At 68.5% G+C, this 23,788-nt stretch carries 13 protein-coding genes, 1 tRNA gene and 1 pseudogene; 12 read left to right on the top strand and 3 right to left on the bottom strand.

Annotation, left to right across the window (positions count from 1 at the left end):
• Positions 1-781 precede the first annotated feature (781 nt).
• The 7 genes and pseudogenes from IE217_RS16590 (at position 782) to IE217_RS16620 (ending at position 13,526) form a co-directional block, all read left to right on the top strand.
• A complete protein-coding gene (locus tag IE217_RS16590) occupies positions 782-3,985 on the top strand; it encodes a BPTD_3080 family restriction endonuclease (RefSeq protein WP_229865343.1) in 3,204 nt (1,067 codons plus the stop codon).
• 5 nt (positions 3,986-3,990) lie between these two features.
• Complete coding sequence (locus tag IE217_RS16595) at positions 3,991-6,747, top strand: site-specific DNA-methyltransferase (protein WP_190178646.1); 2,757 nt, start codon at positions 3,991-3,993, stop codon at positions 6,745-6,747.
• 132 nt (positions 6,748-6,879) lie between these two features.
• Complete coding sequence (locus IE217_RS16600) at positions 6,880-9,645, top strand: ATP-dependent helicase (protein WP_190178647.1); 2,766 nt, start codon at positions 6,880-6,882, stop codon at positions 9,643-9,645.
• A gap of 1,194 nt (positions 9,646-10,839) precedes the next feature.
• Positions 10,840-10,917: transfer RNA gene (locus IE217_RS16605), tRNA-Arg, on the top strand.
• A gap of 353 nt (positions 10,918-11,270) precedes the next feature.
• Positions 11,271-11,726, top strand: coding sequence for a GNAT family N-acetyltransferase (locus IE217_RS16610; protein WP_190178648.1), 456 nt, complete (start codon positions 11,271-11,273; stop codon positions 11,724-11,726).
• Between the two features lie 139 nt (positions 11,727-11,865).
• Positions 11,866-12,207, top strand: a pseudogene (locus IE217_RS35400) (protein kinase domain-containing protein); the annotation flags it as partial.
• A 530-nt stretch (positions 12,208-12,737) separates the two neighbouring features.
• Positions 12,738-13,526, top strand: a complete 789-nt coding sequence (locus IE217_RS16620; protein ID WP_268249149.1) for a PQQ-binding-like beta-propeller repeat protein — start codon at positions 12,738-12,740, stop codon at positions 13,524-13,526.
• An 87-nt stretch (positions 13,527-13,613) separates the two neighbouring features.
• On the opposite strand, the gene IE217_RS16625 is transcribed toward IE217_RS16620, so the two are convergent.
• Positions 13,614-14,114: a DUF4234 domain-containing protein gene (locus tag IE217_RS16625; protein WP_190178650.1), complete on the bottom strand. Its 501-nt coding sequence runs from the start codon at positions 14,112-14,114 to the stop codon at positions 13,614-13,616.
• Between the two features lie 258 nt (positions 14,115-14,372).
• On the opposite strand from IE217_RS16625, the gene IE217_RS16630 reads away from it, so the two are divergent.
• The 3 genes from IE217_RS16630 (at position 14,373) to IE217_RS16640 (ending at position 19,807) form a co-directional block, all read left to right on the top strand.
• Positions 14,373-15,857, top strand: coding sequence for an FAD-binding oxidoreductase (locus tag IE217_RS16630; RefSeq protein ID WP_190178651.1), 1,485 nt, complete (start codon positions 14,373-14,375; stop codon positions 15,855-15,857).
• 6 nt (positions 15,858-15,863) lie between these two features.
• Positions 15,864-17,546, top strand: a complete 1,683-nt coding sequence (locus IE217_RS16635) for an acetolactate synthase large subunit (RefSeq protein ID WP_190178652.1) — start codon at positions 15,864-15,866, stop codon at positions 17,544-17,546.
• 470 nt (positions 17,547-18,016) lie between these two features.
• Positions 18,017-19,807, top strand: a complete 1,791-nt coding sequence (locus IE217_RS16640; protein ID WP_190178653.1) for a beta-ketoacyl-[acyl-carrier-protein] synthase family protein — start codon at positions 18,017-18,019, stop codon at positions 19,805-19,807.
• A 142-nt stretch (positions 19,808-19,949) separates the two neighbouring features.
• Here IE217_RS16640 and ku read toward each other — a convergent pair whose 3' ends face one another.
• Entirely contained in the window at positions 19,950-21,029 is a 1,080-nt protein-coding gene (gene ku, locus IE217_RS16645; RefSeq protein WP_190178654.1) for a non-homologous end joining protein Ku, read from the bottom strand.
• Between the two features lie 63 nt (positions 21,030-21,092).
• Here ku and ligD point away from each other — a divergent pair, with 63 nt between their 5' ends.
• Positions 21,093-21,974: a non-homologous end-joining DNA ligase gene (gene ligD, locus IE217_RS16650; RefSeq protein ID WP_190178655.1), complete on the top strand. Its 882-nt coding sequence runs from the start codon at positions 21,093-21,095 to the stop codon at positions 21,972-21,974.
• A 289-nt stretch (positions 21,975-22,263) separates the two neighbouring features.
• Here the strand turns inward: ligD and IE217_RS16655 are convergent, their stop codons facing one another.
• Complete coding sequence (locus IE217_RS16655; protein WP_190178656.1) at positions 22,264-23,082, bottom strand: nuclease-related domain-containing protein; 819 nt, start codon at positions 23,080-23,082, stop codon at positions 22,264-22,266.
• A gap of 102 nt (positions 23,083-23,184) precedes the next feature.
• On the opposite strand from IE217_RS16655, the gene IE217_RS16660 reads away from it, so the two are divergent.
• Positions 23,185-23,691 carry a protein-tyrosine phosphatase family protein gene (locus IE217_RS16660; RefSeq protein WP_190178657.1) on the top strand — a complete coding sequence of 169 codons (507 nt, stop codon included), beginning with the start codon at positions 23,185-23,187 and terminating at the stop codon, positions 23,689-23,691.
• Positions 23,692-23,788: the final 97 nt, after the last annotated feature.

The raw sequence follows: 23,788 nt of genomic DNA on the forward strand, positions 1-23,788 counted from the left end.
TTGGCGTGTCCACAGGGACGCGGAGAGCAGTCGAGCCACGATCCGGCCGGCGCGCCTTGCTCCCGTCGACGCACTGCACCTTGGCTGAGGCCGGTAGGGGTGCAGCGAGACATACGCGCGCCTGTTCGGCCGACGCACCCGCCGTCGTGGCTGACTGTCGTCGGTCGGGGGTTCGAGCGCGGGTCCGCCGCACTCCGGGGCACGCGATCAGCTCGCTGCCGCCTTCGGTGACGAACAACCGGAACGTTTAGGCGCCATCGGCAGCCCTGATTCGCCCCACACGGACCCGTTGCTGATGCCAGCTGAGCAGCCTCCGAGGCGTATGCCAGTTCATGCTCTCGATGCCCCGGCGGCGCTGTCCACAGTCAACGTCCATAGACAAGGGCGAGCGACTTAGCAGACCTCGTCCCGTCCAGGCCTCATGGGAACCACCGCGGCAGAGCGCACCGCGGCCACGGCCGCCTCACCTCTGCCGACCAGCGGGAATGTGAGTAAATCCCACTCCAGCGATCCCCGCCAGGATCCTGCTATACAGCAGCCGGATACAGCAACCAAAGCGCCCAGCCTCACCCCGTAGCGTCTCCTCTAGGCCGATGCGCGAACTGTACGACCGACTGGGACGTGCCGCTGAGGTTCCCGGACGGGCGCAGCAAGTGGTCAGAGGGCGCCAAAATCGGGATGAGCACTGGGGACCACCAGCGTGATCCTGCACGAATGGGGTCAATGTTGGCGACAGGCTGTACCGTCCACGCAGACGTGGCGTGAGGGAGATATCTAGAGCATGGCAGCAGTGATCGAGAACCCGATCATCAATTCGCCGTACGCGGAGCCGGCCTGGCACTGGGAACTGGACGAGCGGGGCCAGCCGACCGGTGAGCGGGTCCCTGGGCGTCGTCCAAGCGAGACCTGGATGCCCGTCCCGCGCGCCCGGAAGGGACGCAAGACGTCGGCCGGCGTCCAGCACGAGCTGTTTTTCGACGGCATCCTGGAGGAGCGTAAGGGCCAGGACGTCATCGGTAACATCCGCAACGAGGTCGCCCGCTGGCGCACCGCGGGATACCCCAACATCACGCCGACGACCCGCCGTCTCCTGGAGTACTGGACCGACCCGGCCCGGGAACGGAAGCTGTTCTTCGCTCAGGTTGAAGCGGTGGAAACCGCCATATACCTGACGGAGGTGGGCACGAAACTCGGCAGGCCGTGGATCAAGACCCACCTGGAAGAGACCAACCAGGACCACAATGCGGGGCTGCCCAGGGTCGCCCTGAAGATGGCGACGGGCGCGGGCAAGACCGTCGTGATGGCGATGCTCATCGCTTGGAACACCCTTAACAAGGTCGCCAGCCCAAAGGACCCTCGGTTCGCCAAGCGCTATCTCCTGGTCGCGCCCGGTGTGACCATCCGGGATCGGCTGCGGGTCCTGATGCCCTCCGATCCGAACAACTACTACAAGGAACGGGACATCGTCCCGGCGGACCTGTGGGGTGCGCTCGGCCAGGCGCAGGTGGCGATCACCAACTACCACGCGTTTATGCTCAAGACGACGCGGGAGGGCCAGGGCCTCGCGTCCAAGACCAAGAAGCTGCTGCTGGCCAAGTCGAAGAGCGACCCCTTCGTCGAGAATCCCGACATGATGGTCAACCGGGTGCTGCGTGATCTGGGCGGAAGCAAGGGCGAGATCATCGTCATCAATGACGAGGCGCACCATTGCTACCAGACCCGCGGGGCCGCCCTGGAGGGGGCCGTCACCGTCGACGACCTGAAGGGGGAGGAGAAGAAGCAGGCCGAGGAGGAGAACAAGCACGCGCGCCAGTGGTTCGACGGCCTGAACCACATCATGCGCAAGACCGGCATCAAGGCGGTCTACGACCTCTCCGCGACTCCCTTCTACCTGAACGGCTCAGGCTACCCGGAGGGCACCCTTTTCCCCTGGGTGGTCAGCGACTTCGGGCTCCTGGACGCCATCGAATCGGGCCTGGTCAAGATCCCGCGCGTACCGGTGGACGACGACGCGAAGCACAAGGAAGTCTCGTACCTGAACCTGTGGGAGCACATCAGGGACGAGATGCCGAAGCGTTCCCAGAAGCCGGAGACGCTCGCGGACAAGACGCTGCCGGCCGTCCTGGATGGGGCAGCCCACAGCCTGTACCGGAACTATGCGGAGGCCTTCGCACGCTGGGAGGAGGAGACCCGGGGCACCGGCTCCACTCCGCCGGTGTTCATCGTCGTCTGCAACAACACGACGGTATCGAAGTGGGTGTACGACCAGATCGCCGGGCACGAGCTGCCGGATACTGACGGCCTCGGCAAGAGGGGCATGCTGGACCTCTTCTCCAATTACGACGAGCAGGGCCGCCGTTATCCCGTGCCGCGCACCATCCTGGTCGACTCGGCGCAGTTGGAGTCCGACAACCCCCAGTTGGACGCCCAGTTCAAGGCTGCGGCGGCCGAGGAGCTGGAGGCGTTCAAGGAGGAGTACCGCACCCGATTCCCGGACCGTGATGTGGAGGCGCTGACGGATGCCGACCTGCTTCGCGAGGTTCTGAACACCGTCGGCAAGAAGGGCAGACTCGGGCAGGACGTCCGGTGTGTTGTGTCCGTGTCCATGCTGACGGAGGGCTGGGACGCCAACACGGTCACCCACATCTTGGGAGTCCGGGCCTTCGGCAGCCACCTGCTGTGCGAGCAGGTGGTGGGCCGTGGCCTTCGCCGCATCTCGTATGCGGTGAACGACGAGGGGCTGCTGGAGCCGGAGTACGCGGACGTGTACGGCATCCCCTTCCAGTTCATTCAGACCGACCCGAACCGTGAGCTGAAGACCAAGCCCCGCCCGGAACCGAAGCACGTCCGAGCCATGAAGGACCGGGAGGAGCTGCGCATCACCTTCCCGCGCCTGGAGGGGTACCGCGTGGAGGTCGAGGAGGCGCGCTTCTACGCGGACTTCACTCAGGCGGAGCCGTTCAAGGTGAACGACCAGGTGGCGACGCGGGCCGAGCTGGAAGGTCTCATCGGGAAGAGTGCCACACACACACTGGTCGACGGCCAGGGCGTCCGCCTCCAACAAGTCGCCTTCCAGGTGGCCAAGCTGGCTCTGGAACTCTTGGAGGATCCGAAACAGGGACGCAAGCCGTGGATGTTCCCGAACCTGGTGAGGCTCGCTAAGGACTGGATCACGCACTGCGTCGGAACGGAAAACCAGCGAGACTTGGTGATCATCTCCAAGGTCTCCGAGGAACAACTGCGCGCTGCTCAGCAGTTCTTCGCTGCGCTGAACCGCCAAGAGGGCAACAACTCGTCCAAGGTGGTGCCCATCTTCGCGCGGTACACACCGGAGGGTTCCACGGACGAAGTGAACTTTTACACGACCAAGGCGGTCTACGAGGCGGAACCCGACAAGTCACCGGTGAACTACGTCGTCCTCGACGGGATAGGCGGCAACACCTGGGAGCAGACTTTGGCGAGGCTGCTCGACGCCAGTAAAAGCGTGGAGTCGTACGTCAAGAACGACCACCTGGAGTTCGCGATCCCGTATCTCTTCGCCGGGCGCACGCACCGGTACCTGCCTGACTTCATCGTCCGGCTGAAGCGGCGCGACGGAGAGGATCAGCAGCGTCACCTCATCGTGGAGGTATCGGGTTCTCGAAAGTCAGCCGGCAAGCGAGCCATGAAGGCGGAAACCGCGCGCATGTGGTGCGCGGCCGTCAACAACCACGACGGATTCGGGAAGTGGGGCTACGTCGAGCTGTCGCAGGACCCGACTACGTTCAAGTCCGGGCTGAGCGCTGCGATCGAGGCGCTGTACGGTGACGGTGCCGTTACGGGCTTGCACGAGGACGGGCTCAAGAGCGTGGAGAGGCTCAAGAGCGACGATGACGATGCGGACTGGGGCGACGACGACTACCCCTGGGACGACCTGTTTAGCGCGGCGCGCGAGGCGGAGGCCGAGCAGCGGCGGCACGACGGCAACGACGAGGAAGGGAAGTAAGGACGATGGCCGCTCCCCGCAGAGACAACGCGAAGACCGCCGCGAACCGCACTAAGGCCGTGCAGGCTATAAGCCATGAGGACAAAAGAGTGAACAACCCTACGGCGGACGCCATCGACCTTGTCACGGAAGACGTCGAGCAGTGGAAGACACTGCTATACCCGCGTGACCCCTCACTCGACCCTCAGCTCGTGTGGAAGGGCAAAGACGAGCAGGACGCACAGGACTTGGAGGTCCCGGCGCCGCCGATCTTCCGCCAGGAGTTGATCGAGCCGCGGTATCTCGTCAAGCAGCTCATGGACGAGACGAAGAGGCGACAGAATGACGGGGAAGACGATGGTACCGAGGAGGCATTGTCACTCTTCGGTACCGACTTCTTCGATGACGGCATCCCGGATGAGCTGGAGAAGATCGAATGGTATAAACACCAGATGAACTGGACCAACCGCATGATCCTGGGCGACTCGCTCCAGGTGATGGCGAGCCTTGCAGAGCGAGAGAATCTGCGAGGAAAGGTCCAGATGGTGTACATCGATCCGCCGTATGGGATCAAGTTCAATTCGAACTGGCAGGTGTCAGCCCGATCACGTGATGTCAAGGACGGGAATCTCGCTTCAGCGACGCGGGAAGTAGAGCAGCTCAAGGCGTTCAGGGATACGTGGGACTTGGGCATTCACTCATATCTTGCGTACCTTCGGGATCGCCTCCTTGCAGCACGAGACCTACTGACGGAGTCCGGATCGGTCTTCCTGCAAATCGGTGACGAGAATGTTCACCTTGCCCGTACACTTCTAGATGAAGTGTTCGGAGTCGAAAACTTCGTAACACTGATCACCGTAAAGAAAACCTCTACGGGGACGGGTGATTTCCTAGCCAGCGTTTCCGATTACGTGATTTGGTATGCAAAAGACCGCTCACTCCTTAAATATCGTCAAATCTATAAGCTGAAGTCAGTTGGGGGCGAAGGCGCATCTGCCTACAATCAACTTGAGCTTCCCGACGGGAGACGCCGTCGTGCCACCAAGGAGGAGAGGGAAGACTCATCTCTCGCACCTACGGGAGCTAGATTCTTCCGCCCTTCTCCACTCACAAGCGACTCCGTTGGCCGGGAAAAGGGTGAGGGTGCGGCAAGCTGGTTTCCGGTGATCTTCAACGGCCAGGAGTTTCTTCCCTCGATCAAGGTTCGTTGGAAAACGAACGAAGTGGGAATGAGCCGCCTCAAAGCAGCGAACCGCTTGGTCGCAACAGGACGGTCACTCAACTACCTGCGTTACCTGGACGATTTCCCGGCCTATCCGATCAATAATCTATGGGAAGACACCCAGTCCGGTAGTGGCATGGATAAGATTTACGTCGTTCAGACCAACACCAAGGTCGTCGAACGCTGCATGCTCATGGCCACTGACCCTGGTGATCTAACCCTCGACCCCACCTGTGGATCTGGCACAACCGCCTATGTCGCTGAACAGTGGGGCCGCCGCTGGATCACCATCGACTCCTCCCGCGTCGCCGTCACCCTCGCCAGGCACCGTCTCATGGGCGCCAAGTACTCGGCCTACCTCCTCGCCGACTCCCCGGAAGGAAGGGCCAAGGAAGCCGAACTAAGCCAACAGCCGCTCGACCGTTCGCCCTCGAACCACGACATCCGTCGCGGCTTCGTCTACGAGCGCGTCCCGCACATTACGCTGAAGTCGATCGCGAACAACCCTGACATCAAGGAGGGGATGACCCGCGAGCAGATCGACAAGGCGATCAACAAGCACGCCGAGTACGAGACCCTGTACGACCGCCCCTACGAGAACAAGAAGGCCGTACGGGTTGCCGGAGCCTTCACCGTCGAATCCCTGTCGCCGCACCGCTCCGTCTCCTTCGACCAGGAGGTCCCCGCCTCTGAGAAGGCCGCCGAGATGATGCCGTCCGGCGCCTCGTACGAGGAGACGATTCTGGAGCACGTCAAAAAGGCCGGCGTACAGAACGGGTACCGAAACGAGCGGCTGCAGTTCGAGTCGGTCGAGCCGGTCTCCGGCCGCATACTGACCGCCGTCGGCATCCGCAAGGACGCTGAGGAGGGCACACCGGCCCGCGTGGGCATCGCGCTCGGCCCCGAGTATGGAACCGTCGACTCACTCTTCATCAAGAACGCGGCCCGTGAGTCGCTCCGGTTCGGCAAGATCGACCTCCTACTCATTCTCGGTTTCGCCTTCGACGCTAACGCCACCGAGGCGACCAACGAGATCAACGAGGAGAGGGGCGAGTTCTCTGTCATCCAAGAGCGGCACGTCGGCAAGATGACCGTGCTTAACGTCCGCATGAACCCGGACCTCGCTATGGGTGACGAACTGGCCAACACCGGCACGGGTAACCTGTTCACCGTCTTCGGTGAGCCCGACATCGAGGTGACCGAGGCGGACGACGGCCAACTCGTCGCCGAAATCAAGGGACTTGACATCTACAACCCGACGACGGGTGACGTCCGCGCCGAGGGCCCGGACGACATCATGATGTGGTCTATCGACACGGACTACGACGCCGAAGCCTTTATCGTGCGCCACGTCTACTTCTCGGGAGAGAACGGGAAGTCCACAGGACTTAACCCGTACGAGCGGCTCGGCAAGGCACTCAAGGGACAGATCGACGAGGAGGCGCTGGCCACCCTCTTCACCACGAGGTCGCGTCCCTTCCCCAAGCCCGAGTCAGGCCGAATCGCGGTCAAGGTTGTCAACTACTACGGCGACGAGGTCCTCAAGGCCATCGAGGTCTGAGGCCGCCAATGGGCGGGGCGGGGTGGGGTGGGTGCCGCCACAGCACGCACCCACCCCGTCCGTGACTGGTCATGCCACCACACAAAAGTGGCAGGTCACCACGCCATCACAAGCAAGTTCCGGGGGGGACTAATGAATTTCACGGATGCTCAGCGCACCGCCATCAACACCCACGACGACAACCTCCTGATCGTCGCCTGCGCCGGCTCGGGCAAGACCGAGGTCATCTCGCAGCGAATCGCCGGCCTGATCGGGCGGCCCGATATGCAGCCCAAGAACATCGTTGCCTTCACCTTCACTGAGAAGGCCGCAGGTGAGCTGAAAGAGCGTGTGCACACCCGCATCCGCGAGCTCCACGGCGAGGTACACGGCCTTGCCGAGATGTACATCGGAACCATGCACGGCTACGCCCTGGACCTGCTACACAGCCACGTTCCCGAGGCGTTCAAGTACAACGTCCTCAACGACGTTCAGACCCGCCTGATCATCGACAAGTACAGCAAACAGTCCGGTCTGACTACGACAAATGCGATCGTCAACGGCTCTGCGAAGCCCCTGCGGCGCTGGGTCAACTCCAAGCTGTACCAGCAGGTCATGTCGATCCTCCGCGAGGACGAAGTGGATCACGACGGCCTGCGCGCCGATGTATCAGAGGGTCTCGAAAAGTACATGACGCTTCTGAGAGATCGGTCGTACTTCGACTACACGGCCATCCTCCACTACGCCGCCGTCCTGCTAAACGACGACAACGGCGAAGGCGATGAGTCCGTCCTGAACCTTCAGCGACACATCAAGGAGACTGTCAAATACGTCGTCGTCGACGAATACCAGGACACCAACCCGGTCCAGGAGCAGGTAATCCACGGGCTCACCCGTCACGGGGCGAATCTCTGCGTGGTCGGCGACGACGACCAGACGATCTACCAGTGGCGTGGCAGTGCCGTCGAGAACATTCTCACGATCGAGAACCGCTACCCGGACGTTCACCGCGTCACTCTTAACGAGAACTTCCGCTCCAGTTCCGCCATCGTCGACCTCGCGCGCCGCGTCGTCGAGCATATTCCGCCCGGCGAGCGTCTTAACAAGGCTATGACGGCTGCGGGCCACCAGACCTTCGAGCGCGGTGACCTGCTCGCGCTGGAATTCCCAGACACCGAGGCTGAGGCCACATGGCTCGTCGACCGTATGGAACGGTTGCGCGGCGTCGCGTTCCAAGACCGGGAAGGCGGCGAGCCGCGAGGACTCGACTGGTCGGACTTCGCCGTCTTGTTCCGCTCCGTCAAGGCCGACGCCGGGCCGCTAGTCGAAGAGCTCCGCCGTCGTGGTATCCCCTACGTCATTAAGGGACTGACCAAACTCTTCGAAACGCCGGAGGTGCAGGCGGCCGTCACCTGTTTCCGGTTCGTTGCTGGGCTAGTCGACGAGCAAGACCTCATCGACGCCTGGGTCGACGCCAGCATCGGGCTCACGGAGGCCGACGTCCGGGTCGGGCTTCCCGTGCTCAACACCGCCATGCAGTGGGATGCCTCCAAGCCCTGGGACTCCACCACACTCCAGGGTGTCTTCCTCGAGTTCCTCGAAGCCGTAGAGCTGCGGGAGGAGCGTGTTCCGAACGAGCGAGGCGAACTCATCTACTACAACCTCGGTCGCTTCTCCACCGCGATCGGGGACTTCGAGCGCATTCACCTCACCAGCGAACCTCAGCAGCGGTTCGACGCCTTCGCCAAGTGGGTCGAGCACCAGGCACCCGACTACTACGAGGAATCCGACGGGGACAACGGCTACGCCCAACCCAACGCCGTCGTCATCGCCACTGTCCACCAGGCTAAGGGCATGCAGTGGCCCGCTGTCTTCCTCCCCGCCTTGCGTAAGAACACCTTCCCCACCTCCGGCCGGGGCGGTCTGGGTGTGTTCCATGTGGTGGAGGCAAACCTCGTCCCGGGCGCCGCCCGCTACCGGGGCACCGAGGCGGACGAGCGGCGCCTGTTCTACGTAGCCGTCACCCGCGCCCAGAAGTACTTGGCGCTCTCCTTCGCACCCAACGATAAGCGCACCGGAAAGAAGCGCTCGGACTTCTTCAACGAGGCCACGCAGGTCCACACCGTCCTGACCCGCGAGGTCGTCCCCTCTCCCGACGGTCGGCTGACACCGGCCCCCAGGCGTGGCACTCCCGAGGTCGTCATGTCCTTCTCGGATCTGAAGTACCTCTTTCAGTGCCCCTACTCCTTCAAGCTCCGTCTGCTCTACGGCTTCGACTCGCCGCTGCAGAAGGAACTCGGCTTTGGCAAGTCTCTCCACGACGTTATGGCGGAGATCCACAAACGCGCCATCGAGGGTGACATCGCCACCCCTGACGAGGCGGAGGATCTCGTGGACCGCCACCTCAACCTCCCCTTCGCAAATCCGGCGGCGCAAGACCAGCTCCGCCCAGCCGCCGAGACGGCCGTGCGACGCTATCTGGAGCGCCATGGTGCAACGTTGCATCAGACGAGGTACTCGGAGCAGCCCGTTGAGATCCACCCGGTCCCCGGCGTCACCGTGACCGGCCGCGTCGACCTGATCAAGCGACTCGACACGAACGAGACGTCGGTCGTCGACTTCAAGTCCAGCGAGCGCGCCCAGGCCGAGGACCTGACCCGTGACCAGCTGCACCTGTACGTGCTCGGATACCAGGAACTAACCGGACAGAACGCGGACGTCGTCGAGGTCCTCAACCTCGACAAGGCGGGGCGGGACACCCGCGAGCTGGTGGATCCCGAAGTCATGACCGACCTCGGCAGGCGCGTCACGGAAGCAGCGGATTCGCTGCGCACCAACCAGCTCTCCCGCCTTGACAACTGGTGCTCATCCTGTGCCGGCTGCGACTTCGCGGGCATCTGCCGGAGCCGCGAGAGCTGACGGCCACCGATCCGTTGCCGAAGGGGTTGGAAGCAACGGTCCACTGGCACGAAGCCGTTGGCTATGAATTCAGCTCCGCTCATAGCGCCTTTCCGTCGGGGTGGTACGGACGGGTGTTGTCGAGCTGACCGCAGCAGTACCCTGCAAGGTAGAGGCTGTTCAAACCCGGGGAGGGTGACACGAGTGCCCGCACGATGCACTGGATGGATCCGCGAACTCCGAGGCCAGACACTCATGTTCACCGGTAAGACTCTGGTTGATGGGGAATGGGTATTCCGTAAAGACTGTATCTCTCGGGCCGGGACCTTAGGAGCCGCCTGTCAAGATAGCTTCTCTAAGCGAGTAACACTCGTTGTTCACGGGGAGTTGGCAGGCAACGTCAAGGACACAGACCGGGGGCTAAGTCGAAAGCTCCTCAAAGTGATAGAGTCACGCAGAGCCGGACAGCACATTCATGTAGTCGACGCCGCCGGCTTCTCGGATCTTCTCTTCGGAGCCCCCGCCCGTTGCCGAGATCTTAAGATGCAAGGTGACCAAGTCACAGTATTGCCCGAAGTCGGCGATGGAATCCTCGGCGGACCGTTCGATCGGCTTGGTCTACGCAACCGCAGGATCAGCCAGCTTGAGGCACACATCTTCGGGCGGGGAACACCTCGACATGAGAGGCTTTTGACGAGTCTGGTTAATCAGGTGGCAGGACGGACGCACCTCGAAGTCCGAGGTCCAGCCCGTCGCGCTCCACAATTCGACCTCGGTTGGGTCGACGGACCCACCGCTTACGGTGCTTGGGTAGCAAGCCCGGAATCCCCGAACGGTGAGGGACTAGATCCGCTGGAAGAGGCCGCCCGGCAAATTGGCCGGTCACTCCGCTCTATTCGCTCGCAGACTCAGCTTCGACCCCTAATGGCGCTGGATAATTCCGTCGACATCAGTTCTAGGCTCCGGCAGACAGCTAAATCCGCCGGTGTTCACGTCAGCAGGATTAAGGATCTTCCCGGCTGAAGCTAAAAGGGGCATTTCCATACCGGGTGCGCCTCAGCCTGTATGTTCACATGAGTGGCCTCCAAGCCCCGGAGGCCATCATCCTCACGGCTCTGCCCACAAGGCGTATCGAGCCCCCTAGAGGTCCATGGGGCAGTTGCACTGCCCCATGGACCATCCGTGGACAGGCACCACCTGATTCGTCGGGATCAAGCCCCTGACCAGCATGTTGCCTGGAGACCAAAACGGCCTCCGGAGCCGTGTGCGCAGGTTCGAATCCTGCCGGGGGCACCCAGCATGAGGTGCCCAAAGACCCCGTCACCAGCGGAAACGCTGAGGCCGGGGTCTTCGCGTTTGTGCAGGCGTGTGGGGGCCCGAGCGGGCGTATGCCTGGGTCGGTGGACTGTTCGTCGACAGGATCTGGACGCATCTGCCCAGGTCACAGCGGCTACCTCGGAGCGGCCACAGCTTGGCGTGCCGGTTCCGCTTCAGGTTCGCGGGGCCGAATACGCTGGGAGCATCCGCCCTGACGTCCTTGGTAGTGCGTGCACACGGCTCAGTGCCGCACGACGGCGGCTCCTCACGTCGGGCCGGCCGGCACAGCTGCCGCATACAGGATGGGGTTCGGCATGAGGTCTCCAGGCGTGCACCTGCGGCAGATCACCGACGAGAACCGGGATGCCGTTCGTGCCCTTCGCGTCCGACGCGACCAGAAGCAGTTCGTCGCCTCCGTGTCCAAGTCGCTCAAGCAGGCGGCACAACAGCCGGAGGCCAATCCGTGGTGCCGCGGTGTGTACATCGGCGACGAGCCAGTCGGCTTCGTGATGCTGTCGTGGAAGCCGCTGGCTGGTCCCTACAAAGGGCGGCACTTCATCTGGCGCCTCCTCATCGACAAGCGGCACCAGAGGCGAGGGATCGGCCGAGAGACTCTCAAGCAAATCGCCGCTTTGGTTCGCGCGGACGGTGCCACCGAGCTACTGACCAGCTACGATCCCGGCGACGGCGAACCGTGGCCCTTCTACCAGAAGTTCGGATTCGAGCCCACCGGGGAGATCGACGACGGCGAGATCGTTCTGCGGCTCACCTTCTCCGCTCAGTAAGCCCGCACGGGAAACCGCAGACAGTCTTCCGGTGGTTGCCTGACCAAGCATGTGATGTGCTCTGGAAGCCGACCAGGAAGTCGACGCCCTGCCACCGGGACACGGCGAAGCCCTCACGGTTGGCGATTTCCTGCCGTCCATCAAGGCATTTGGCGTAGCGGCTCAGCAGCACCTCCATACTGCTGGCCGTGACGCCAGTGCGCTGACCACGACGGGGGTGGCCGTCGGCACGCCGGCCTTCATGGCGCCCGAGCAGCTCACCCAGGATCACCCCGTCGGGCCGGCGACGGACGTGTTCGCACTGGGGGGCGTGCTGACGTTCGCGGTGACGGGAGTGGGGCCGTTCGGTGAGGGGCCTACGCATGGGGTTACGTATCGGATCGTGCATCAGGAGCCTCAACTCGACCGTCTGCCACCGCCATTGCGTGATGTGGTGGCGGGGTGTCTGCGGAAGGATCCCCGCGAGCGGGTGAGTGTGGGTGAGATTCTTGAGGTGATGGGGAGCCGCCCGGGGGCGGAGGCGTTCCGTGGTGGGGTGGGCTGGCTGCCCGGCTCCGTCGCGGATCTCGTCACCCGTCGTGCCGCGGTGCCTCATCCGCCGACGCTCCTCGATCCGGACCCCGAGCCGCGTCCGTCGGCACTGCCCGGTCCCGGTCCGACGCCGCGTCCGTCGGCACTGCCCGGTCCCGGTCCGACGCCGCGTCCGTCGGCGCTGCCCGGTTCCGGGCCGGAGGCGCGTCCGTTGGGGCCTCGCGATCCCTCCGATCCGCTTATTCCATCCAGCAAGTTCGTGCCGTTGGTCTCCGCCCATTCCGGTGAGGGGCGGTCGTCGGTCGCGGGGGGCCGGGGCGCCGGCCGTCCCGGTGTCGCGTGGTGGGGTGGGCGGGTTCGGCGGGGGCCGGGTGGCCCGGCGGAACGTGCTGCGGATGGGCGGGGCCGCGGTGGCCGTCGGCGGGCTGGGCTTCGGCGGGTGGAGGGGGGTGAAGTGGCTGGTGGGGGTCGCCGAGGGAGGTGTCTTCGGGGACACCTTCGTGCCCGACGCGAAACGGCGGTGGGTCTTCACCGAGGGGATGGACGACACGTACGACAAACGATTCCTCCCCCGCGGTGTCCGGGGGCCTCGTCTACGTCGGCGCTCGGGCCTCCGACTCCACCGAGCGCCTGTGCGCGCTCGACGCCCGAACGGGACGGCTGCGCTGGGCGTTCCGCACCCGGGGGCGAGCCGGGTCTCCGGTCGTGTCGGGCGGCACCGTGTGCGTCGCCGACGAGGTCTCCTACCTGTACGCCCTCGACGCCGCCACCGGCCGCCGGCGATGGACCTTCGCCACCGGCGACCAGGTGGAGACCGCTCCGGCGGTGTCCGGCGGGACCGTCCTCGTCGGCGGCGACGACCGCCGGCTGTACGCGCTGGACGCGGCCACCGGCCGCAAGCGCTGGGAGTTCTCCGCGGGAGCCGCGGTGAACGTTTCGCCGGCCGTGTCCGGGGACGTCGTGTGCGCGGGCGTGGGCAGGAATCCCGGGATTCTGTACGGCGTTGACCTCGCCACCGGCCGGCAGCACTGGAAGTCCACCTTCGGGTCCGGCATCGCGTCGGCCGGTCTCACCGTCGCCGGGGGGCTGGTCCTCCTCGGGGTGGACGGGCGCCTGTTCGCGATGGACGCCGGGAGCGGTCGCAGACGGTGGAAGTGCGACATGGGCAAGGGTGGCGTCAACTCGCGTTCCGTCCCCGCGGGTTCCGGGTCCGTGGCGTACGTCAGCGGATACGGCGGCGTGTACGCCGTGGACGCGAAGGGGACTTGAGCGCCACCCGTGCGGCGGGCGCGGCTTCGTTCGCGCTGAAGCCGCGCCACCACATCCCCGGGGCCCGCAGGGTCCCGGAAACCCCTGTCAGGCCGCCAGGTGGATCTCCGTGCCCGGGGCCGTGTCCCCGTACGCGGCCACGACCAGGTTGAGCTGGCGCTGCATGTACCAGGTGTTCAGGCCGAAGACGAAGGTCAGGAAGGTGCTCGCGGCGGGGCTGCAGGTGACCGGGAGGCCGGCCGCGCGCTGGGCGTCGGCGATGGCCTTGCCCGTGTTGTGGAAGGAGATCAGGGGGGCGATCAGCGTCCAGCCCAGGAAGATCATGACCAGCAGGCTGCCGGTCGGGTTGAGCACGCGGCGCCGGTCGAACTCCTGCAGCTCCTTGTGGATCTTGTAGTACCAGACCAGCTGGTAGATCCCGAGGGTGACCAGCGGCAGTCCGAGCCACACCGCGACCGGGCCGCGGCGCTTCATGGCCAGGCCGGTCGGGCGGACGGATACGGCCGCGCCGGCGGCGGCCGCGACGGCGCCTCCGGCCGGGGCGACGGCGCCGGGGGTGGCCTCGGCGGTGGGCTTGATGTCGTCCATCAGTTGAGCTCCGTTTGGTGACCTTGGTTACAGGTGGAGCAGCTTCGCAGATGAAGTAAAGGTTTTGTGAAGTCAGTTGTCGGTTCGTGATCGTTCGTCATGCGATCGTGATCAAGTCGGCTCAACCAGAGGCCCGTTCGGCCCTCTCATGGGGCCCTGCGGCCCACTCCCCCGCCGTTCCGGGGCCGCCACCATCGCAGGGCGGAGCCCCAACGGACCCCGCTCGCTGGTAAGAGGGCCGAGGGAAGGGGGCGTTCGGTGTCCGACGCGGGCGCGCTGCTTGCCGACGCCGTGGGTGCGCGGCACGTGCTGAGTGGTGAGGCGATCGCCGAGGAGTACGGCGGTGACGAGTCGTTGGCCGTCGCACGCCGGGCGCCCGCGTACGCCGTCCGGCCCGCCTCCGCCGCCGAGGTCGCGGACGTGCTGAGGATCGCCGGGGAGCGGCGGATTCCCGTGACCGCGCGGGGCGCCGGGACCGGGATGTCGGGGGCGTGCGTGCCCGCGCCGGGCGGGATCGTCGTGTCGTTCGAGCGGATGAACCGCGTCCTGCAGGTGGACGCGGTCAATCACGTGGCCGTCGTGCAGCCCGGCGTCAGCCTGGAGGCGCTGGACCGGGCCGTCGCCCCGGCCGGGCTGTGCTACCCGGTGCGGCTCGGCGAACCCTCGGCCAGCGTCGGCGGGACCATCGCCACCAACGCCGGTGGGATGCACGCCGTACGGCACGGGGTCACGCGGCACCATGTGCTCGGCCTTGAGGCGGTGCTCGCGTCCGGGGCGATCGTGCGCAGCGGCGGCAAGTACGTGAAGACGTCCGCCGGTTACGACCTCACGCAGTTGCTCGTGGGCTCCGAGGGCACCCTCGCCCTGGTGACCGAGGCGACGCTCCGGCTGCGGCCCAGGGCCGGGCGTTCGGCCACCGTGCTGGCGGCGTTCGGGTCGGAGGAGGACGTCTTCCGGGCGGTTCCGCCGCTGGCCGGCGGGGGTCCAGAGCCGGGCGGGGGCCCCGCACCGAGCGGAGGTCCCGAGCCGGTCGCGCTGGAGTACGTGGATCTGCTGGCCATGGCCGCCATCGCCGCGGACGGTCCCGAGGGGACTTCCGGACTGGGCATCCCCGAGGACGTCCGTCGCGCCGCGCTCGGCTACCTGCTCGTCGTACTGGAGGACCGCTCCGCCTCGCGGCTGGAGGAGGACGTCGAGTCGGTCGCCACGCGGCTGCTCGGACTCGGCGCCCTGGACGTCTTCGTACTGCCCGCGGGCGCGGCCAGGAAGCTGACCGAGGCGCGGGAACGGGCCTTCTGGACGGCGAAGGCGGCCGGCGCCGACGACGTCGTGGACGCGGTCGTGCCGCGCGGCGCCCTGCCGGAGTTGCTGGCCGCCGCCCGCGCCGCCGCCGAGGACACCGGGTCGCTGGTGACCGGCTGCGGACACGCGGGGGACGGCAACGTGCACCTGTCGGTCTTCCAGCCGGACCCGGTCCGCCGCGACGAGGTGCTGCGCCGGCTGTTCCGCGCGGCCGGGGAGCACGGCGGCGCGGTCTCCGGCGAGCACGGCGTGGGGCGGGCCAAGAAGCCGTACTTCCTGGAACTGGAGGACCCTGCCAAGGTGGAGCTGATGCGCGGGATCAAGCTCGCCTTCGACCCTCGCGGCATCCTCAATCCCGGTGTTCTGCTCGATCCCGGTCCTCAAGCCTCGACCTCGGTGGGCTCGGCCCCGCTGGTCTCCCCGGTGACGGAAGTGACGTGACGTGACGTGAACGGTGCCGAAGCGGTCGTCGCCTCCCTGCGCGCGTGCGGGGTGGAGGTGTTCTTCGCCAACCCCGGGACCTCCGAGATGCATCTGGTCGCCGCGCTGGACGCTGAGCCGGGGGCGCGCGCCGTGCCCTGTCTGTTCGAGGGCGTGGCGACCGGGGCGGCGGACGGGTACGGGCGGATGACCGGCCGGCCCGCGGCCACCCTGCTGCACCTGGGGCCGGGCCTCGGCAACGGCCTGGCCAACCTGCACAACGCGCGCCGCGCGGCCACCCGGCTGGTCAACCTCGTCGGCGACCACGCCACGTACCACAAGCCCCTCGACGCCCCGCTCGAGTCGGACATCGACGCGGTGGCCGGCACCGTCTCCGGCTGGGTCCGGCGCTGCCGGGACAGCCGTACGGCGGGTGCGGACGCCGCCGCGGCCGTGGCCGCCGCCACGGCGGGGCGCGGCCGGGTGGCCACCCTCATCCTGCCCGCCGACGTCTCCTGGTCCCCGGGGGCGGCCGCCGCCGGCGCGGTACCGCGGGCCTCCCGGCCCACGACTGGCCCGTCCGCGGAGACAGCGACCGAGTACGCCGTAGCGGACGACGCCGTGGCCGAAGCCGCCGCCGCCCTGCGCTGCGGCGAGCCCGCCGCGCTCCTCCTCGGCGGTCCCGCCTTGCGTGAGCCCGCGCTGCGCGAGGCGGCCCGCGTCGCCGCCGCCTCCGGTGCGCGGCTGCTGTGCGAGACCTTCCCGGCCCGGCTCGAACGCGGTGCGGGCCTGCCCGCCGTGGAGCGGCTGGCCTATCTGCCCGAGGGCGCGCTGGCCCAACTCCGTGGCGCGCGGCACCTGGTGCTGGCCGGGGCCCGCTCCCCGGTGTCCTTCTTCGCCTACCCGGGGACGCCGGGCCGGCTGGTCCCCGAGGACTGCCGGGTGTACGACCTCACCGGGCCCGACAGCGACGTACGCGGGACTCGGGAGGCGCTCGCCCACCTCGCGGACCGCCTCCCCGGCTCGCACGGCACCCCCGCCACACCCGGCCCGGCCGAGCCGCTGACGCCGACGGGCCCGCTCACCGGTGAGACGGTCGCCGCCGCCGTAGGGGCGCTGCTGCCCGAGGGCGCTGTCGTCGTCGACGAGGCGAACACGTCCGGGCTGTGGCTGCCCGCGGCCACCGCCGGCGCCCCGCGCCACAACTGGCTGTGCCTCACCGGGGGCGCGATCGGGCAGGGGCTGCCGCTGGCCGTCGGCGCCGCGCTGGCCTGCCCCGGGCAGCCGGTGGTGTGTCTGGAGGCGGACGGCAGCGCGATGTTCACCCCGCAGGCGCTGTGGACCATGGCCCGAGAGGGGCTCGACATCACGGTCGTCGTGTACGCCAACTCCTCTTACGCGATCCTGGAGATGGAGTACGACCGGCTGATCGCGCCCTCGGCCGCGCCGGGATCCGAACCGGGGTCCGAACCGGGATGCGGGCCGGCCCGCCGGGACCTGCTCGACCTGTCGCGGCCCGTGCTGGACTGGGCCGGGATCGCGCGGAGCATGGGGGTGCCGGCCGCGCGGGCCACCAGCGCCGAGGAGTTCACGGCCGAGTTCGCCAGGGCGCTCGCCGAACCCGGTCCACACCTCGTCCAGGCGTGTGTGCCCGCGCTGTTCGGGCCGCCGTCACCGGCCGGCGCACCGAAGGCCGACCGAGTGCCGTAGGTCACGTGCGCCAGGTACGTGCCCCAGGTCACGTGCGCCAGGTCACGTGACCTGCCACACCTGCCCCAGGGCCGCGTGCTCCAAGGCCGCGTGCTCCAGGGGCGCGTGCTCCAAGGCCGCGTGCTCCAGGGGCGCATGCCGCAGGTCACATACCCAGAGCCGCGTGCCGCAGGTCACGTGTGGTGCGGCACCGTGCCCCAGGTCACATGGCATCACATCCGGCCATTCACCCCCAAATCGCCCCGCACGCAGGGGGATCACCGCCCCATGCGCCTCGGCCCCCGAGTGACCCGGCACACACATCCAGGCCACCGTTTGCTCAACTTCGCGCGTATTCATGGCGATTGCGGGTATTCGTACACGCGTCCTGTTTGCGGCCCTCATCTAATCCCATGGTTTTTCGCTCGTTCGCCCCTTTCACTCGGAATGGTCCGCGATACGACACTTCGGGTAACAGGAAGCTGCACGGTATGTCCCATTCGTCCGAGATGCCGCAAGTCCCCATCAACCCCCACGCAGTTACCGCCGCAGAGGTGGTCCCCGGCGATCTGCTCGCCGTGACGCGGGCCGAGGCGGAGCAGCGGCAGTGGTGTGTCGTGACGCACACGCTGCCGGAGTCGCCCGAGACGATCCGCGTGACGCTGCGCCCGCCGCTCGGCGGCCTGGACCGCGACGAGGTGCTGGAACGGGGTCAGGAGGTGGTGGTCGCGGGCCGGCGGGTGGACGCGGCGGCCGTGCCGGCCGTGTCGTCGCCGCGGCTTGACGCCGTGGCGTTCCGGGACGGGGACCGGGTGACCCGGCTGCGCGCCGTGGACCCGGAGGGCGTCGAGGTGACGTACCAGCGGCGCTGGGGCGTCTGGCACCAGGACCTCGACGCGGTCGCCGCCCCGGGCGGCGCCGGGACCGTCTCCGACGACACCGTACGGGCGTGGGCCGCGGACGCGGACCACGAGGGGTACGTCGTACGGCACCACGCGCGGCCCACGCGCGAGACCGCACCGGCCGCGCCGCGGCGGGTCGTCGTGACCGGGCTCGGCGCGGTCACCCCGCTCGGTGTCGGGGTGGACGAGCTGTGGCAGGGGCTGCTCGACGGGCGGCACGGGATAAGGGAGTTGGAGGACGAGGAGTTCGACGGTCTGCCCGTGCGGGTCGCGGGCACGGTGCCCGTGGACCCCGCCTCCCTGCTGCCCCGGGCCGCCGCCCGCCGGATGAACCGGGCCGCGCAGATGGCCGTGCTCGCCGCCCGCGAGGCGTGGGCCGACGCCGGTTTCACGGCCGGCGGGACCGTCGAGAGCGGGCTCGACCCCGAGCGGGTCGGGGTCAGCCTCGGGGCCATCCTCGGGGACGCCTCGATCCTGGTCGGCGGCGACCGCAAGCTGCGGGAGAAGGGGCCGCGGGCTGTGTCGCCGCTCACCACGCCCATGACCGTGCCCTCCCAGGCCGCCTCCCAGGTCTCGCTGGACCTGCACATCACCGGCGAGGCGCGGACCGTGACCGCCGCCTGCGCCTCCGGCACGGAGGCGATCGGCGAGGCCATCGACCGCATACGGTACGGCCGTGTCGACGTCGCCCTCGCCGGTGGCGCCGAGGCGGTCGTCACGCCGGCGATCATGGCGTCCTTCTCCGCCATGCGCGCCCTGTCCGACCTCGGGCTCGAGGACGGCGAGTCGCCCTCACGGCCCTTCGCCAAGGACCGCGCCGGGTTCGTCAACGGCGAGGGCGCGGGGCTGCTCGTACTGGAGTCGGAGGAGCACGCGCTCGCCCGCGGGGCCCGGATCTACTGCGAGGCCGCCGGCTGGGGGCTGTCGGCCGACGCCCACCACATGGCCGCGCCCGACCCCAGCGGGAGCGGGGTCGCGCTGGCGCTGCGGCGGGCCGTGCGGGACGCCGGCGGTCACATCGTGGACGTCGTGCACGTCAACGCCCATGCCACGGCCACGGTCGAGGGCGACCTCGCCGAGGCCGGCGCCCTGCGGGCCGTACTGGGGCAGCCGGGGGTGCCGGTGACCGCGCTGAAGGGCCACCTCGGGCACCTCCAGGGCGCCGCGGGCGGCGTCGAGGCCGTCGCCGCCGCGCTCACCCTGCACCACGGGGTCGTCCCGCCGACCGTGGGCTGCGCCGAGGTCGACGAGGCGATCGGGCTCGACGTCGTCACCGGCAAGCCGCGCCCGCTGCCGGGCGACGGCGACCTGGTGCTCAGCAACTCCTTCGGCTTCGGCGGCCACAACGCCGTACTGGCACTGCGGCGCGTGAACCAGTAGCCGCACGCCAGACCGCGCCAGGGCCAGGGCCAGGACCAGGGCCAGGGCCACCGCCACCGCCACCGGCGCCGGGCAGGGCCCCGCGGGACTCGCTCCAGCGGGGCCCTGCCCGAACCTCTTAATTCGGCACGGCCCGGGGGCCTCAAGCCGTGCGCTTGCGGGACGCCGTCTTGGCCGCGGGCTTCTTGGCGGGGGCCTTCTTCGCCGTGCCGGTGCTGCCCCCGGCCGTGGCGGCGGAGGCAGACGCGGAGGCGGTCTTCTTCGTGGTCTTGGACGACTTCGCCTTCGAGGCCGTCTTCTTCGCCGCCGAGGCGGACTTCTTCGCCGTCGTCTTCCTGGCCGCGGACGCGGACTTCCCCGTGCCCGTCCCGGCCTTCCCCGCCCTCCCGCCGACGGAGTCCGGGGCGGCCTCGCGGGGCGCCAGGTGTCTGACCTCCGCCTCCTCACCCCGGGACTCCCTGGCCGCGCGGACGCTGTTCTCCAGGGCCGCCATCAGGTCCAGGACCTTGCCGCCGCGGGCGGGCTCGGGGGCCTCGGGGGGCGCCTCGCCGGAGGTCTTGGCCGCGATGACCTCCTCCAGGGCCTCGCGGTACTCGTCGTGCAGCTCCTCCAGGTCCACCTCGCCGAGGGTGTCCATCAGGGCGTCGGCGAGGTCGAGCTCCTTGTCGCGGACGGTGACGTCGGCGTCGGGGGCGACACCCTGGGGGGCGCGGATCTCGTCCGGCCAGAGCAGGCCGTGCATGGCGATCACGTCGTCCACCACACGGAGCATCCCCAGCCGCTCGCGGCCGCGCAGGGCGAACTTGGCGATCGCCACCCGCCTGCTGCGCTTGAGCGCCTCGCGCAACAGGGTGTACGGCTTGGCGGCGGGGGCGCCGCTCGCGGCCAGGTAGTAGGCGTGCTCCAGCTGGAGCGGGTCGATCCGGTCGGCGGGCACGAAGGCCACGATGTCGATCGTCCGCGTGGTCGGCAGCGGCAGATGGGCCAGGTCCTCGTCGGTGATCGGGATGATCGAGCCGTCCGCGTCCTCGTATCCCTTGCCGATCTCGCCCTGGGTGACCTCGCGGTCCTCCAGTTCGCACACCTTGCGGTAGCGGATGCGTCCGCCGTCCTCAGTGTGGATCTGGCGGAAGGAGATGGTGTGGCTCTCGGTGGCGTTCACCAGCTTGATCGGGATGCTGACCAGGCCGAACGAGATGGCGCCGTTCCAGATCGATCGCACGTGCAGCACCTGCCTCGGGGCTGTTTGCCCTGTTTTACGAAGTATCCGTGGTTTTCTTATCGTATGGCGCCGATCACAGAGGTGGAGGGGCGACGGGTCGCGCTGAGCAACCTGGAGAAGGTGCTGTATCCCGCGACCGGGTTCACCAAGGCGGAGGTACTCCACTACTACGCGACGATCGCCGAGGCGCTGCTGCCGCACCTGCGGGACCGGCCGCTGTCCTTCCTGCGGTATCCGGACGGGCCGGACGGGCAGCTGTTCTTCGTCAAGAACGTACCCGCGGGCACGCCCGAGTGGGTGACGACGGCGGAGGTGCCGCGCTCGGACGGGCCGGCGCGGATGGTGCTGGTGCAGGATCTGCCGAGCCTGATGTGGGCGGCCAACCTGGTGACCGAGTTCCACACCCCGCAGTGGCTGATCGGGGATCCGGAGGAGGCCGACCGGCTGGTGTTCGACCTCGATCCGGGGCCGCCGGCGACCGTGGTCGACTGCTGCCAGGTGGCCCTGTGGCTGCGGGAACGGCTTGCGCGGGACGGGATCGAGGCGTACGCGAAGACGTCCGGGTCCAAGGGGCTGCACCTGCTGGCGGCCGTGCGCGGGGCGTCCAGCGAGCGGACCTCGGAGTATGCGAAGGGGCTCGCCGTGGAGGCGGAGAAGGCGATGCCGCGGCTGGTGCTGCACCGGATGACGCGGAGTCTGCGGCCGGGGAAGGTGTTCGTCGACTGGAGCCAGAACGCGGCGCGCAAGACCACGGCCGCCCCCTACACCCTGCGGGCCCGGACGGAGCCGCTGGTCTCCGCGCCCGTGACCTGGGAGGAGGTGGCGGAGTGCCGGACGCCGGCCCGGCTGGAGTTCCGCGCCCCCGACATCGCCCCGAGGCTCCAGGACTACGGGGACCTGATGGCACCCCTGATGGACCCGGACCGCGCCCCCGAACTGCCGTGAGCGCCGACGCCCCACGGGCTCACCGGGCACAGGCGCCCACCGGCTCCCGCAAGCGGCGGCGCCCGGCCCCGCCCGGAGCGCAGGCACCCCCGCCCGGAGCGCAGGCACCCCCGCCCGGCCCGCGACCGGCGCCGCCCCGCTCGCACCGGTGACCGGCGCGGCGTCACTCGCACCCGCGAGCCAGGATGGCGCGCCAGGCCCCGCCGGACGGCGGCGACCCGCCACGCCGGCGAGCGGCGGCACCGCACCCGCACCCGCGAGCGACGGCGTCCCCGTCCGCCCCGCCCGGTCAGACCCGCTCCCAAGTCCCCCGGTCCCGGGCGATCGCGTGCAGGGCCTCCACGTCCGCCGGCTTCAGGACGCCGCCCATGCGGGCCAGGCCCCCCAGTTCCTCGTCGCGCAGGACGCGGACGCCCTTCGGCGGGGCAGTGACCCGCACGGCGGCCGGGCCGTCCAGGACCAGCAGGGGGCGTACCTCCGCGGTGAGCGCGTAGGAGGCGCGGTCGGCGCAGGAGCGGACGCGGCGCAGGACGGGCTCGGCCTCGTGGCGGCCGAGGGCGACCATGGGGTCGGCGACGTGGACGCGCTGCCTGCGGGCGTTGAGGCTGTGGACGGCGAAGAGGCCGCCGGGGCCGATCACCAGGTGGTGGATGCGGTCGCCGCCGGGCAGCGCGACGGAGTGCAGGGCGTGCCAGCCGGCGCCGTCCAGGCGGTCCAGCGCGTCGCCGACGCTCTGCTCGGCGGCCAGGGCGCGGCGGCGCGGGTCGGGGCGGAGGCGGTGGGCGGGGGCCGGGTCCCGTTCGAGGGCGACCAGGAGGGCCTCGCCGGGGCGGTTGGGCGCGAGGTCGTCGTCCGGGTGGAGGCTGAGGCGGGCGAGTTCGGCGGGGGTGGGGACGGGCGGCGGGCCCACGGCGACCGGGCCGGTGAGGAAGGGGGCCAGGGCCTCCAGTACGGCCTCCCGCTCCTCCTCGTCCTCGCCGAGGAGGTTGACGCGGGCGGCGTCGCGGTCGTACCAGGCGGCGTTGCTGCCGTCCGGGCGGCAGACGTAGAGCCTTTGCTGTCCGTGGCGCCAGGTCGGTATGACGCGCAGTCCGCGGTGTCCGCTCATGCACCATCACCCCCACGACCATGGGAACAGGCGGGGTGCTCCCGGGGCAAGAACCCGGCTACCTTTGAGGGGCGGTTGGGAGCGGAGTGGGGGAGGCGCCCGTTGCGTACCCGCAGGAAGCAGCCCGACGTACCGGCTCCGGACAGCCCGTGGAGCGAGATCGTGCCCGGCCTGTGGATGGGCGGGCACGAGTTCAGGAGCCGCTCGGGAAAGCTGGAGCTCGCCGTCGTGCGGGACGAGTTCGACCTGGTGCAGAGCCTGCTGAGGCTGCCGGGGTACGGTCCGGACGCCGGGGTGGAGCACCACGTGTGGCCGATTCCCGACGGGCCGCTGGACGGGACGCAACTGGCGGGGGTGATGCGGCTGGCGCAGGCGGCCTGTGAGGCGGTGGAGGCGGGGCGCCGGGTGCTGGTGCGCTGCTACTCGGGGTACAACCGGTCGGGACTGGTGGTCGCGCACTCGCTGATCCGGCGGGGGCTGACCGCCAACGAGGCGATCCGTCTGATCCGGGCCCGCCGCTCGCCCTGGGCCCTGCACAACGAGCTGTTCGTCGAGTATCTGCGGGCCGGCCTGTCGACGGCGAGGCTCCTGGAGGAGCTGGCCGAATAATCGTTTTACCTTCGAGTGCGTACGCTCTGCGGGCAGCACCGCGCGGTCACCGCGCCGCCGTCACGCCGTCCCCCGGGACACGGACGACGGGCGGCGG

Source organism: Streptomyces naganishii JCM 4654 (genome assembly GCF_014650575.1).
Lineage (GTDB): Bacteria > Actinomycetota > Actinomycetes > Streptomycetales > Streptomycetaceae > Streptomyces > Streptomyces naganishii.